10 protein-coding genes are annotated in these 12,805 nt (G+C 64.6%); 3 read left to right on the forward strand and 7 right to left on the reverse strand.

Annotated features, from left to right (window positions below; genetic code table 11):
• Positions 1–178 precede the first annotated feature (178 nt).
• Complete coding sequence (locus IVB13_RS19535) at positions 179–1,081, forward strand: universal stress protein (protein WP_247490092.1); 903 nt, start codon at positions 179–181, stop codon at positions 1,079–1,081.
• 82 nt (positions 1,082–1,163) lie between these two features.
• Here IVB13_RS19535 and IVB13_RS19540 read toward each other — a convergent pair whose 3' ends face one another.
• From IVB13_RS19540 to IVB13_RS19555, 4 genes are all read right to left on the reverse strand, one after another.
• On the reverse strand, positions 1,164–1,340 hold the full coding sequence (locus IVB13_RS19540) for a hypothetical protein (protein WP_018458535.1): 177 nt from the start codon (positions 1,338–1,340) through the stop codon (positions 1,164–1,166).
• 425 nt (positions 1,341–1,765) lie between these two features.
• Positions 1,766–2,350 carry a DUF1254 domain-containing protein gene (locus IVB13_RS19545; RefSeq protein ID WP_018458536.1) on the reverse strand — a complete coding sequence of 195 codons (585 nt, stop codon included), beginning with the start codon at positions 2,348–2,350 and terminating at the stop codon, positions 1,766–1,768.
• Entirely contained in the window at positions 2,347–2,925 is a 579-nt protein-coding gene (locus IVB13_RS19550; protein ID WP_007593444.1) for a DUF1214 domain-containing protein, read from the reverse strand. Before IVB13_RS19550 ends, IVB13_RS19545 begins: the two co-directional genes overlap by 4 nt.
• An 8-nt stretch (positions 2,926–2,933) precedes the next feature.
• A complete protein-coding gene (locus IVB13_RS19555) occupies positions 2,934–5,222 on the reverse strand; it encodes a PBP1A family penicillin-binding protein (RefSeq protein WP_085352296.1) in 2,289 nt (762 codons plus the stop codon).
• Between the two features lie 295 nt (positions 5,223–5,517).
• Between IVB13_RS19555 and IVB13_RS19560 the strand changes: the two genes are divergently transcribed.
• Positions 5,518–6,033 carry a YcgN family cysteine cluster protein gene (locus IVB13_RS19560; RefSeq protein ID WP_026233606.1) on the forward strand — a complete coding sequence of 172 codons (516 nt, stop codon included), beginning with the start codon at positions 5,518–5,520 and terminating at the stop codon, positions 6,031–6,033.
• Positions 6,034–6,188: 155 nt separating this feature from the next.
• Complete coding sequence (locus IVB13_RS19565) at positions 6,189–7,769, forward strand: MDR family MFS transporter (RefSeq protein WP_018458540.1); 1,581 nt, start codon at positions 6,189–6,191, stop codon at positions 7,767–7,769.
• A gap of 6 nt (positions 7,770–7,775) precedes the next feature.
• Here the strand turns inward: IVB13_RS19565 and IVB13_RS19570 are convergent, their stop codons facing one another.
• From IVB13_RS19570 to IVB13_RS19580, 3 genes are all read right to left on the reverse strand, one after another.
• The gene (locus IVB13_RS19570; RefSeq protein WP_247490094.1) at positions 7,776–10,277 is read right to left on the reverse strand and encodes a GAF domain-containing protein; all 2,502 of its coding nucleotides are present in this window, start codon (positions 10,275–10,277) and stop codon (positions 7,776–7,778) included.
• A 114-nt stretch (positions 10,278–10,391) separates the two neighbouring features.
• Positions 10,392–12,026 (reverse strand): thiamine pyrophosphate-requiring protein, encoded by a 1,635-nt coding sequence (locus IVB13_RS19575; protein WP_247490096.1) that lies wholly within the window; start codon positions 12,024–12,026, stop codon positions 10,392–10,394.
• A 215-nt stretch (positions 12,027–12,241) separates the two neighbouring features.
• On the reverse strand, positions 12,242–12,661 hold the full coding sequence (locus IVB13_RS19580) for a hypothetical protein (protein ID WP_085362453.1): 420 nt from the start codon (positions 12,659–12,661) through the stop codon (positions 12,242–12,244).
• Positions 12,662–12,805: the final 144 nt, after the last annotated feature.

Here is a 12,805-nt window from a genome sequence, read left to right on the forward strand (position 1 = left end):
GCGGGGCGCGATGCTTGGTTGCTTCTCGGCTCCAGATCGTCGGTCCAGGCCAACCTGGACGAACGAAGCTGGCAGGCAACAGCGTCATAGGCCCTCCGCAAGGCAACCGAATTGCCGCGCTGGTCGAGCTTGGCAGGCCATCGGGCCGGCGGCCGTTCGCAATTGTAAGGATTCTGACATGAATATCGTCGCTGCGACAGATTTCTCGACGCGGTCCAATCGCGCTTTGCGGCAGGCCGGCCTCCTGGCGCGCTCCCCTGATGCAACTCTGCACCTTGTTCATGTCGTCGACGAGGATCAGCCAGCCGAGCTGATCCGCATCGAAGAGCGTGAGGCACAGCGGGTGCTGGTTGAGCAGATCGCATCCATGCCGGAGCTGCAAAACGTTCAGTGCTACCCGATCGTGGTCAAGGGCCATCCCTTTGTCGGGATATTGCGAGCGGCTGCAGCAGCCGACGCGGATCTCGTTGTAATGGGAGCCCATCGCAAGCAGTTTCTGCGCGACATCTTCACAGGCACCACAATCGAGCGTGTAATTCGCGGAGGAAGGTATCCGGTTCTGATGGTGAACAACGAGGCGCAGCGGCGCTATGAACGCGCTCTGGTGCCGGTCGATATGTCGGATACATCCGCCGATGCAATCCGCGTGGGGCTGTCCACCGGACTCTTGACACAGGGCGCAACAACGATCCTTCACGCCTTCTCGCCGATGACGAAAGCGCGATTGGTCCGCTCCGGTGCGAGCGCGGCCGTCATCAGCAGATATGTCGATAGCGAGCGTCTGAAGGCAACGGAGGAGCTGACGAAGTTTCTGGTGGCGAACAAGCTCGGCACGCAACGATGGTCTCTCCAGGTCGGCGAGGGCGAGCCCATGCAGGTCATCACCCGTGCTGTTTCGGAGAGGCAGCCTGACATGCTGGTGATGGGGACGCACGGGCGATCTGGATTGGTTCGGGCCTTGATCGGGAGCGTAACGGAAGAAGTCCTGCGTTCGTTGAGTGTGGACGTTCTCGTTGTTCCTCCCGCGGGCTCTGAACGCACAATGTCAAATCCGCTGATCGGCACCGACCCAAAGGCGTGACGCGTACCGCGGCTCATCGCTCGCCGGCGAACCCTTCTTTCCGCGAGACCACGGCTCCCGCTCTGTCCGGATGATCGATAGACTAGCGGCGCCGTCGTTCGCTGTCGCGCGCAGCCGGCTTTGCTGCTTGTGGTTTAGTTGAGCCCCGCGTGATCTTCAGCGGATCGCTGGCCGGAAAGGTTTGCTGCAATTGCCGGTCCAATTCCTCGTCGAGTTCCCGCTTCTCTCGCTGCTTCGATGTTTCGTCATGCTTTGGCATTGCTCAATCTCCGCGTTTAGCACTTGGTGACCGGCCGTCCGTGACCGGGAACAGTTGACGCCAAACCGAGCGGAATTGAGGATTTGGAATCAGCAAGGATCTTGAAGTAACAGACCGGGGCTCGGGACATCAGCGTCGCTAGTCCCGCCCGCACGGGGGACAATAGTGTTTCTCGATCATGGCACCTGCGCTCCGGCATGAAAAAACCCGCGGCGGATTGCTCCGCGCGGGTGAACTTTCGATGATGCCATTCTGCCAGTGTTTTGCCCGACGTGTCAAAGCTGAACAGCACGACGGGCAGGGATGTATCGGTTCGGCAAACGCCTAGTTGGTGCAATCAAAATGGCTAATGATTTCAATACCCCCGCTACTGTGCATGGGGTTGTTTTTCGATTTTTTTGTTTTTGCGCCGCCGAAGCCGCGCCTCAGCGCCGTCCGCGCGGTGCTTCCGCCTTGGCCGGCGGCTCGGTCTGCGGTCCGCAGCTCGCGGCAGCGAGGGTTGACTGCGCTTGCGGCATCAGGCCGGGCTCGGGGGCGAGCGCCTTCATCACGATCAGGCCGGTGGTGCTGGGGGAATCGATGATCAGGCGGTCGGCGGCGGTGATCTCTTCGTCTTCGGGCAGCTCGTTGTGCTGCGGCTCGGTCATCAGGTCGAGCTCGATCACCTTCTTGCCCGCCGAGCGGTCGTTGATGGCGTAGTAGGCGATCTCGTTGCGAGTGTAGAACGACACCGAGGTATAGGCTTGGCTGACGGGGACCGTCAGCTTGATCGGCCCGTTCGACAGATCGTAGCGGCAGATCGCGAGCGCAAAGGCCGGGTCCATGAACGGCATCGGCGAGGTCTGCGGATCGGCGAGCGGAAGCTGCGTGACCGCGTTGAGCTTGGTCATCGGCGTCAGCCGCGAATAGGCGTCCTGGGTCGCGATCCGCGGCAACGCCAGCACGCTGACGAGATGGACCACGAGGCCCAGCACCACGCCGGCAACGATGGTGAACAACAGCCGGATCATGAGCAGCCCGCCGTCGTGATCGTGGGCATCGGCGCGTCGCGCTGGGTGCGCGTGGCAACGCCGACCGGGGTGTCGTAGAGCCGCAGCATCAGCGCGTAGCGTTCGATGCCGCCGGTCGGCAGCCAGTTGCCGGCGCGCGAGCGCGAGGCGATGCGGATCTCGAACGAGCCGTCGGACTGCCGCACGATCTCCTGGCTGGTGAAGCCGTAGCGCTGCAGCGAATTGGGAACGAGATGACCCTTGCGGTCATAAAGCGTCAGCGTCCAGAACCGTGCCGGCGGTGTCACGCCGGAGACCACGACGTCGCAGCGGCCGTCGAGCACCTTCTTCTTGTCGTCGGCGGTGGCGGTGAAGGCGACGCCGTCGCCGGTGCCGATAGGCAGCTCGCCGTTGCGCACGATGGTGGCGCGCGAATAGGGATCGACGTCGGCGGTGCCGGTGCGCGGACGCGCGGTCCAGGGGCCGATGGTCAGCGCGCCGATCTCGGTGCCGCGCGTCGTCGTCATCCAGGTCGCGCCGACGCCCACCACGGTTGCGAGCAGAAGGGCCGTCAATGTGATCAGGATCAGCCGCACTTGTTCGGTCAGTTCTTGCGCGGGGCGGATGCGTTCGCATTCTCTTCCGCATAGTTCTGCGGGAAGGCGAGCGCGCTCGTGGACGATGCCGGTTTGGCTTGCTTGGGGTCGGTGGCGGCCGCTTTGGCCGCGGTCCTGGCCGCGTCATCCAGCAGCTTCTCGACGCGCACCAAAACGTCGGCGCCGCGCTTGGTCAATACGGGCGGCGGACCGGGCTTGGTCTCCAGCACCTTCGGCGCCGCATTGGCCTGTGCGTTGGTGATCCGCTCGGGCGGCAGCTTCTGGCCCATGCCGATACCGGCGATCTCCCGGACCTCGACGCCCTGATGCGCCGCGAGCATGATGTCGTGCCAGGTCTGCGCCGGCAGCGAGCCGCCGGTCATGCGGTTAGTCGGCGAATAGTCGTCATTGCCGTACCAGACCGCGCAGGTGAAATTGCCGGTGTAGCCGACGAACCAGGCGTCGCGATAGGCATTGGTGGTGCCGGTCTTGCCCGCAGTCGGAATGCCGTCGAGCGCTGCGCGGCGCGCGGTGCCTTCGCTGACGACGTGGCTCATCATGCCAGCCATGTCGGCGGCTACGGAGGCGGGAATCGCCTGGCGCGGCTTCGGCCCGTCGCGGTCCCAGCGCCAGACCGGATCGCCCGCGCCGGTGCGCACTTCCAGCACGGAATGCGGCGTCACTGCCTTGCCGCGGTTGGGGAAAGTCGCGTACGCCACCGCGTGCTCGAGCACGGTGACTTCGTCCGAGCCGATCGGCAGCGACGGCGTGTCGGGCAGCGGTGCCTTGAGGCCGAAGCGGCGCGCGACCTCGACGATCTTGGCGCGGCCGATCTTGGCCGGGTTCGGCGCCTTCGGCTGCTCCTTCTGGCCGATCGCGATCGACAGCTTGACGGGTACAACGTTGATCGAGCGCGTGATCGCCTGCGTCAGTGTCACCGCGCCGGAATAGGAATGACCATAGTTCTGCGGGCACCAATTGCCGATGCAGACCGGGCCGTCGACCACGATCGAATTCGGCGTGAAGCCGTTGAGGAGCGCGGTGGTGTAGACGTAAGGCTTGAACGACGAGCCCGGCTGGCGGTAGGCGTCGGTGGCGCGGTTGAATTGGCTGGCGCCGTAGTCGCGGCCGCCGACCATGGCGCGGATGCCGCCGTCGAGATCGGAGACGACGGTCGCGGCCTGCGTCGCGTGATAGTCGCGGCCGAACTGGCGCAGCTGGTTCTCGACCGCGTCCTCCGCCGCCTTCTGCACGTTGGTGTCGATCGCGAGCCGGACCACGAAGACGCGCTCAGTGTAGGATTTCGGGAAGGTGTCGACCAGCTTGCGCATCTCGTCGAAGGCGTAGTCGAGATAATAATTCGGCGACGCCTCGTAGCGGCGGTCGACCGCGAAGGCGGGGTTGCGGCGGGCGCCGAACACCTGGCCCTCGGTCATGAAGCCGGCGTCGACGAGATTGTCGAGAACGACATTGGCGCGGGCGCGGGCGGCGGGCAGGTTGATGTGGGGCGCGTATTTGGTCGGCGCCTTGAACAGGCCGGCGAGCATCGCGGCTTCGGCGAGCGTCACGTCACGTGCCGACTTGTTGAAGTAGAAATGCGCGGCGCCGTCGACGCCGAAGGTGCCGCCGCCCATATAGGCGCGGTCGAGATACAGCTTGAGGATCTCGTTCTTGGTCAGGCGCCATTCCAGCCAGACCGCGAGGAAGGCTTCGTTGACCTTGCGCTCGATGGTGCGCTCGTTGCTCAGGAACAGGTTCTTGGCGAGCTGCTGGGTGATCGAAGAGCCGCCTTGGCGGACGCCGCCGGCCTGGGCGTTGGTGACGAGCGCGCGCGCGGTGCCGGCGATGTCGATGCCGAAATGCTCGTAGAAGCGGCGGTCCTCGGTCGCGAGCGTCGCCTTGATCAGCACGTCCGGAAAATCTTCCAACGGGATCGAATCGTTGTGCTTGATGCCGCGGCTGCCGATCGGGTTGCCGTAGCGGTCGAGGAAGGTCACCGCGAGGTCGGACTTCTTCAGCCAGTCCTCGTCCGCGGTCTCGCGGAAGGCGGGAATGGCGAGGGTCAGCATCACCACCAGGCCGCCGAGGCCGAGGGTCGCGGCCTCCGACAGCGGCTCGATGAACACCCAGCGCTTCCAACGCCCGACATAGAAGCGGTCCATGAAGGTCGAGTAGCGCTCGTAGAGCTCGCGGATGCCCTTGGCCGAGGAGAACAGCGAGGAGTCGATGCGCGCATCGAGGTCCAGGAAGAAATTCCGGATCCGGGCCTTCCAATGCGGTGGTATGATCTGGCGCACCTAGAACCCTTGCGGCTTGGTTCGAAAGCGTTCAAGCACCCGGCCGGGGGCGGCATCGAGACGTCTTGCGGGAGTGTTGCGGCAAACCCAAGGCGCCCGGCCAGCGACGGTGGGGACTTGCTGTTCCTTCTAGCCGAGCAGGGCCTATAAACCAATGGTCACGCTTGCGATTTTGAACAACAGGCCTAATTGACCCCGGTTCATTACGGGCCTCACGCGGGCGTTGCTTGCAGCCCCACGGCCGCACGCCCTAGATGGCACCAACCGTAGCTCTTTCGAACTTTTGTTGAGGCGCATGACCGCAGCTCCCAAACGACCTTCAGGCCAGGAAGGATTCTTCTGGAAAACCAAGACGTTGGAAGAGATGTCGGGGCCCGAATGGGAGAGCCTGTGCGACGGCTGCGGCCGCTGCTGCCTGAACAAGCTCGAGGAAGATGGCACCGGCGACATCTATTTCACCCATGTCGGCTGCAAGCTGCTCGATGGGGTGACCTGCGGCTGCAAGGACTACGCGAATCGTTCCGACAAGGTTCCGGACTGCGTCCGCCTGACCCCGGCCAATGTCCGCACCCTGAACTGGCTGCCGCCGAGCTGCGGCTACAAGCTTGTTGCGGAAGGCCGCGACCTCTATTGGTGGCATCCCCTGGTGTCAGGCGATCCCGACACCGTGCATGACGCGGGCGTCTCCGTACGCGGACGGGTCGAAGGCAGCGAGGTCGAGATTCCGGACGATGAGCTCGAGAACCACATCGTGCAGTGGCCGGCGCAGCTGCCAAAACGGGCGCGCCTGAAGCGACGTCCGAAGGACTGATCCGCCGCACCAGGTAGATCACGTCCTCGCGATGGCCGTGGGGTGGGATGCTCCCATGCGCCGCGGTGCCTGCCTGAGAAGAACTTTGCTGTCTACATTGACTGCATAGAACGAATCCTTCGCGGTGTTGCGCCGCCTCATGGCTTCCGGTCGAGATGAACAAGTTCGAGCGGCAGAGCAGTTCTGCCGACACCCAGACATTGCCCGACGACATCGCCGAGGAATTGTCGCGCCTTCCGAGCGAGGTCTTGAGCGTCGATGACGCTCCTTCGCTCGCGCCGCCGGCGCCGCTGTCGCAGGACGAGGTCCGCACCATCGTCATCAGCCTGATGTTGACGATGTTCCTGGCCGCACTGGACCAGACCATCGTCGCCACCGCGCTGCCGACCATCGGACGCCAGTTCCACGACGTCTCCAATCTCTCCTGGGTCATCACCGCCTATCTGCTCGCCTCGACCGCGGTCGCGCCGGTTTTCGGCACGCTCAGCGACATCTACGGGCGCCGTGTGATGATCATCATCTCGCTCAGCCTGTTCGTCGCGGGCTCGGTGCTGTGCGCGATCGCTCCGAACCTGCCGATGCTGATTCTTGCACGCGGTCTCCAGGGACTGGGTGGCGGCGGCATCATGCCGGTGGTGCAGACCGTGATCTCCGACGTCGTGAGCCCACGCGAGCGCGGCCAGTATCAAGCCTATTTCTCCAGCGTCTGGATGGTCGGCGGCATTCTCGGCCCGGTCATCGGCGGCGTGTTCGCCGAGCATCTGCACTGGTCGATGATCTTCTGGATCAATGTGCCGCTCGCGGCGGCGGCGATCGCGTTGCTGCTGCCCAGGATGAAGAAGATTCCGGTGTTCCACCGCAAGCGCAAGGTCGACTGGATCGGCGGCGTGCTGCTGATGGCCTCTGCCGTCGTCTTCATGCTGGTGCTGACCTGGGGGGGCACGCGCTTCCCGTGGCTCTCGCCCACCGTGCTTGCGATGGTGGGCGGCGCTGTAGCGCTCGCGGTCACCTTCGTGTGGCACGCGCGCCGGGCGGAAGAGCCGTTCCTGCCGCTGCCGCTGCTCGGAGGATCGGTTGTGCCGTTCGGGCTGACGGCCGGCGGTTGCGCGCTCGGTGCGATCACGGGCCTCACGGTGCAGCTGCCGCTCTATTACGAGGCGGTCTATCACCTCAGCGCCAGCGAAGCGGGCCTCGCGCTGATTCCGCTCGCGGCGGTCTCGACCTGCGGCGCGGCCATCGCTGGTCGCACCATGGCGCGGGCCAAGCACTACAAGCGGGTCGCCATCGTAGGAACGTCCTGGGCAGCGCTGTGCGGCCTCGGCCTCACGTTGACGACGTTGCCGCTCTGGGCGCTGCTGACGCTGATGGCTGCGTTTGCGCTTGGCCTCGGCACCACCTTTCCGGTCTGCGTCGTCTCGGTGCAGAATTCGGTCGCCCGTCCGCAGGTCGGCACCATCACGGGCGCGTTGAACTTCTTCCGCTCGCTTATGTCCTCGTTCACGGTTGCGGCGTTCGCGGCCATCCTGCTCATCGCACTCGGTGCCGACGTTCCGCTCGCCGGCGAGCATCACGGCGCCGTCAATGCGATCCCCGCGGACGACATGCGGCATGCGTTCCGCTACGTCTTCGGCGCCGCCACCGCGCTGATGGCTGGCGCCGCGCTCTGCCTGATCATGATGGAGGAGCGGCCGCTGGCCGGTCCGTCCACGACGCAACCCGTCGAGATGGCGGAATAAGAACCGCTAGCCGCGGCGTCCGTCCGGAAAGCTGCTGCTTCGCGGCAATCGAATCGTGAACTCGGTGAACGCGCCGGGCTCCGTCGCGACGTCGATTGTGCCGCCGTGCTGCTTCACCACGATATCGTGGCTCATCGACAATCCGAGGCCGGTGCCTTCGCCGGCCGGCTTGGTGGTGAAGAACGGATCGAACATCTTTTCCTTCACCTCGTGCGGAATGCCGGTGCCATTGTCGCGGATGCGGATCTCGATACTGTCGCCCCGGTCGCGTGTCGCGGCGATCACCACCGGCTCGTAATCGGCGGCGCCGTCATCCGACTTGCGCTTGGCGACCGCGTGGAAGCCATTCGAGATTAGGTTCAGCAGCACCCGGGTGATCTCCTGCGGAAACACTTCCGCTTGTCCGGCCGCCGGATCGAGCTCGCGCTTCAGCGTCACGTCGAACTGTGGCTTCTCGGCGCGGACGCCGTGATAGGCGAGGTTGAGGCTCTCCTCGACCAGTGCGTTGATGTCGCTCAGCCGATGCTCGCCGCCGCCCTCGCGGGAATGCAGCAGCATGTTCTTGACGATGGAGTCGGCGCGCCTGCCATGCTGCACGATCTTCGCGAGATTGTCCTTCAACAGTCCGGTCAACTCGTCGACCTCGCTGCGGACGTCGTCCGCGAGCGGGACAGGCGCGAGCGCCGCGTTCAGCTCGTCCGTCAGCTCGGCGGAGAGCGATGCAAAATTGTTGACGAAGTTGAGCGGGTTCTTGATCTCGTGCGCGATGCCGGCGGTGAGCTGGCCGAGCGAAGCCAGCTTCTCGGTCTGGACCAGCCGGTCCTGGGCAGCGCGCAAATCGTCGAGCGATTTGGCGAGGTCCCGGGTGCGGTCCTGCACCTCGTTGAACAGGCGCGTGTTCTCGATGGCGATCACGGCCTGGTCTGCAAAGGTCTTGAGCAGGGCGATCGCCTTGTCCGGGAAAGGACCGGCCTCCGGCCGCGTCACGCCGATGGTGCCGATCGCGACGCCGTCGCGTAGCATCGGGATCACGAGGATGCTGCGATAGCCTCGCGTCCGCGCCAGCTCTCTCATGGCGTCCGTGAGGTCGGGCTCGTTCTGCATGTCGCTGCGGAATGCGAACTCTCCGCTTCTTGCCACCCGGCTGTGAATGCCGGATGCCGACAGCGGCACCGGGAACGAATTGAGCAGCTCTTCATTGCCGGCTTCGTTGTCGGTGCTGAAGGCGGCCAGGTGCAGCAGGTCGTCGATGACGCGCGTGACGGTGGAGGAATGTCCGCCGACCAGGGACTTGGCGCTGTCGGAGATCGCCTGGAACACCGGCGTCACATCCGCGGGCGAGGCCGCGATCACCTTGAGGATGTCGGCGGTCGCGGTTTGCCGTTCCAGCGCTTCCCTCGTGGTGTTGAACAGGCTGACATTCTTGATCGCAATCACCGCCTGGTCAGCGAAGGTTTGCAATAGCCGCACGTGATGCTCGCCGAACGCGCCGGTCGCGCGCCGCGTGGCGATGATGACGCCGATCGCCGCGCCGTCGCTCATCAAGGGCGCGAACAGCATGCTGCGGTAGCCCCGGGCGCGCGCGATGTCGCGGGCTGCGGGTTCGACTTCGGTGTCGGGCAATTGCGCCGCCACACCATTGGCCACGAGCCGGTAGGGCGGGAACTGCGCGAATGGCACCGGGAACGAGGCCTGCAGCACGCGATCGCCGGCCGGATCGGTCGGCGTGAACGCCGCAAGGTGCGCCGCGCCCCCAATGTAGCGCAGCACCGCGGTGGAGAAGCCGCCGATCAGCCGGTTGGCATTGGCCGCGATGGCGTCGAACACCGGCTGTACGTCGGACGGCGAGGCGGCCATCACTTTCAGAATGTCGGCGGTGGCGGTCTGACGCTCCAGCGTCTCGCGTGTCTCGTTGAACAGGCGCGCATTCTCGATCGCGATCACTGCCTGATCGGCGAAGGTCTGGAGCAGCTGGACGTGGTCGGCTGCGAACGCGCCGGGCTCGGCGCGCGTGACGCTGATCATGCCGACTGGCGTCCCCCGATTCATCAGGGGCATGAACAGCACGCTGCGGAAGCCGCGCAGCCGCGCAAGGTTCCGATTCAGCTCCGGGACCTCCGCGGCTTCGCTATCGGGAAACTGGATCGTCTCGCCGCCACGCACCAGCGCAAAGGTCGGAAAGTCGGCAATCTTGCGCGGGAACGACGCCTTGAGCCCTTCGTCCGCCTCGGGGCTCGTTGGTGTAAACGCCACGAGGTGGAGCTCGTCCTCGATAAACTGAAGCACGGTGGCGGAGAAGCCGCCGAGCAAGCGCCGGGAGCTGGACGCGATCGCCTCGAAGACCGGCCGGGCATCGGACGGAGAGGCCGCGATGGTGCGCAGAATCCCGGCGCTGGCGTTCTGACGATCGCGCGCAATCGCGAGCTCGCTGCGAAGCTGCGCGTTCTCGGCTGTGGCCGCCTGCAACAGGCGTTCAAATTCCGCGATGTCGTTGGAAGGGGCGGTCATTCGCAATCCGGCTTGATGCCGCGACAAGCGCGGCACCGAGGCGGATTATCACATCTCCTGCGGCCGGAGCCAGCCTCCGCGACAGCGAGTTTTGCTGCCGGAATCCGGCCCGCTTCACGTGCCCGGCCGCGACACCTCGGTCTCCTTGCTGGTGATGAACTCCAGCAGCACGGGAACGCCTTCCTGCGTCTTCTGGATGCCGCGCCTGATCGCGGGGGTGATGTCCTCAGGTCTCGTCACCCGCTCTCCATAGCCGCCGAAGGCGCGCGCCATCGCGGCGTAGTCTCCGGAAATGTCGGTCGAGCGATATTTCTCGGTCGAGACCGGCATCACCTTCAATTCGATCGCCATTGAAAAATTGTTCAGCAGGATCGACATGATCGGGATGCGCTCGCGCACCGCGGTCTCGAAATCCATGCCGGTGAAGCCGATCGCGGCGTCGCCCCAGACATTGATGCAGAGCTTGTCAGGCTTTGCGAGCTTTGCGCCCATGGCCAGCCCAAGGCCGTAGCCGAGTTGCGTCGTCTTGCCCCAGCCGAGATAGGTGAGGGGCTCGACCGACTTCCAGAACGGCGAAAGCTGGTCGCGGGGGCTGCCGGCATCGTGGGTGATGATGGTGTCGCGGATGTCGACGGTATGTTGCAGGTCCCACAGCACGCGATAGGGGCTCAAGGGCGCATCATTGCTGGTGAGCTTCGGCATCCATTTCGCCAGCCACTCCTTGTGCGAAGCCGCGATCTCGGCTGCCACCGCCGACGCGTCGCGATCCGCACTGACGGTCTTGCCGATCTCCTCCAGCAGCGCGTCGAGCACAAGCCCGGCATCGCCGACGAGGCCAATCCTGGCTTCCACGTCCTTGTTGAGATGGTTCGGATCGAGTGTGGAGTGGATGATGGTTTTGTCTTTGGGCATCGCGATGCCGAAGCTTGTTTCAGTGAAGGAGCAGCCGATGCCGAAAATGAGGTCGGCCTCAGCCAGAAACTTCGGCACGGCGCGCGGCACCGCAAGGCCGCCGGAGCCGAGCGAGAGCGGATGCGTTTCCGGGAAGGACGATTTGCCCCCAAGGCTGGTCGTGACGGGAATGGCGAGCCGTTCGGCCAGCCGCTTCAGTTGTGGCCACGCCTGGGCGTAATGCACGCCCTGGCCGGCATAGATCACCGCGCGCTTGGCGTTGACGAGCAGGTCGGCCGCCTCCTTCATATGAATGGGATCCGCGCCGTAGCGGGTGCGCAGCACAGGCGTGTAGTTCAGCGGCTCCGGCACCTCCTCGTTCCACATGTCCGCAGGGATCTCGACGATCACAGGGCCGCCGCGGCCGTTCTTCAGCTTGGTAAAGGCGCGGCGAAAAATGTTGGCGACTTCCGCGGCCAGGATGATCGGCTCCGACGATTTCGAAAACGCCTTCATCGCCTCGCTGGAATTGAAGTTCGGCTCGATATGCGCAAGCCTGCGCTGATAGCCCATTGGCAGCACCAGTACGGGAACGGATTCGCCGTAGCATTGCGCAACGCCGCCCATCGCATTCTCCGCACCGGGGCCATGCTGCATGCAGAACGCGCCGATCGAGCGTCCCGATGTCACCCGCGAGATCGCATCCGCCATGTGGATGCCGACGCGCTCCTGCCGCACCATCACCGGCCGGATATCGGCCTTGGCCGCATGCTCGATCAGATGGTTGACCGGATAGCCGCAGAGGATCCCGATCCCCTCGCGCTTCATGATTTCCGCAATCGCGGTGCCGAGCTTCATGGCGTCTCTCTCCCTGGCGTAGGCCGGTTGCTCCGGCCGATTAGGGGAGAGAGGATCAGGAAATCCGGGGAGGGTAAAGCGCGGACGATGAGAGTCGCGGTAGGTCAGCTATGCAGCGAGCTGCCGTAGCCCGGATGGAGCGCAGCGCAATCCGGGGCCGTTCCACCGGATAGACCAGTGACGAATTTCGCTGCGCTCCATCCGGACTACGACCGCTACTTGCAGCTTTGGCAGATCATCAGCTTGCGTTTCAGCGACTCGTCTTCTTGATCGATCAATTGCTCAGCGGCGCCTTTCGCACCCGGATCGGCCCTGGAGCCCTTCGCATTGCGTGACCTCACAGGCGGGACTACCTGGCTCGAGGTGTCGTTGCCGTCGCCGATACCTACGCTGAAGCCATCGTAGTCGGCAGCTGGGTTCGGCGCCGATGGAAGCCCGCCGATCACCGGCGGCGAAGCTTCTCTGATGGATGCTGCCGGCGGAGGTCTGGAAGTTTTGGCGCCCGCATGCGGCGGCGATGCATTGGGCGGAGAAAGCGAAACCGGCGGCGCGGCCGAAGTCTGCCCTCTCGCGCTGTCCTGCGACCAGACGCCAACAAAGATGAGGCTGAAAGCCAAGAGCATCACGCTTCTCATCCGCATCCTTCAGACCGCCGTGGTTCGTCGATTGACAGTGTGAAGCGTATCAGGACCCGCATGGTCGTCAAAGCGCCGCAGCCCGGATTTCGCTACCGGGAATATGGTTCACAAAGCGTGACCGGCCCGCCGCGCACCAAGCCA

It is taken from the genome of Bradyrhizobium sp. 17, assembly GCF_023073515.1.
Taxonomy (GTDB): Bacteria; Pseudomonadota; Alphaproteobacteria; order Rhizobiales; family Xanthobacteraceae; genus Bradyrhizobium; species Bradyrhizobium canariense_D.

Excerpts from the sequence above, each read along its gene's own strand:
- IVB13_RS19560 (WP_026233606.1), top strand. The coding sequence starts at position 5,518 with ATGACCGCAGCTCCCAAACGACCTTCAGGCCAGGAAGGATTCTTCTGG.
- IVB13_RS19575 (WP_247490096.1), bottom strand. The coding sequence starts at position 12,026 with ATGAAGCTCGGCACCGCGATTGCGGAAATCATGAAGCGCGAGGGGATC.
- IVB13_RS19570 (WP_247490094.1), bottom strand. The coding sequence starts at position 10,277 with ATGACCGCCCCTTCCAACGACATCGCGGAATTTGAACGCCTGTTGCAG.
- IVB13_RS19535 (WP_247490092.1), top strand. The coding sequence starts at position 179 with ATGAATATCGTCGCTGCGACAGATTTCTCGACGCGGTCCAATCGCGCT.
- IVB13_RS19540 (WP_018458535.1), bottom strand. The coding sequence starts at position 1,340 with ATGCCAAAGCATGACGAAACATCGAAGCAGCGAGAGAAGCGGGAACTC.
- IVB13_RS19565 (WP_018458540.1), top strand. The coding sequence starts at position 6,189 with ATGAACAAGTTCGAGCGGCAGAGCAGTTCTGCCGACACCCAGACATTG.
- IVB13_RS19545 (WP_018458536.1), bottom strand. The coding sequence starts at position 2,350 with ATGATCCGGCTGTTGTTCACCATCGTTGCCGGCGTGGTGCTGGGCCTC.
- IVB13_RS19580 (WP_085362453.1), bottom strand. The coding sequence starts at position 12,661 with ATGAGAAGCGTGATGCTCTTGGCTTTCAGCCTCATCTTTGTTGGCGTC.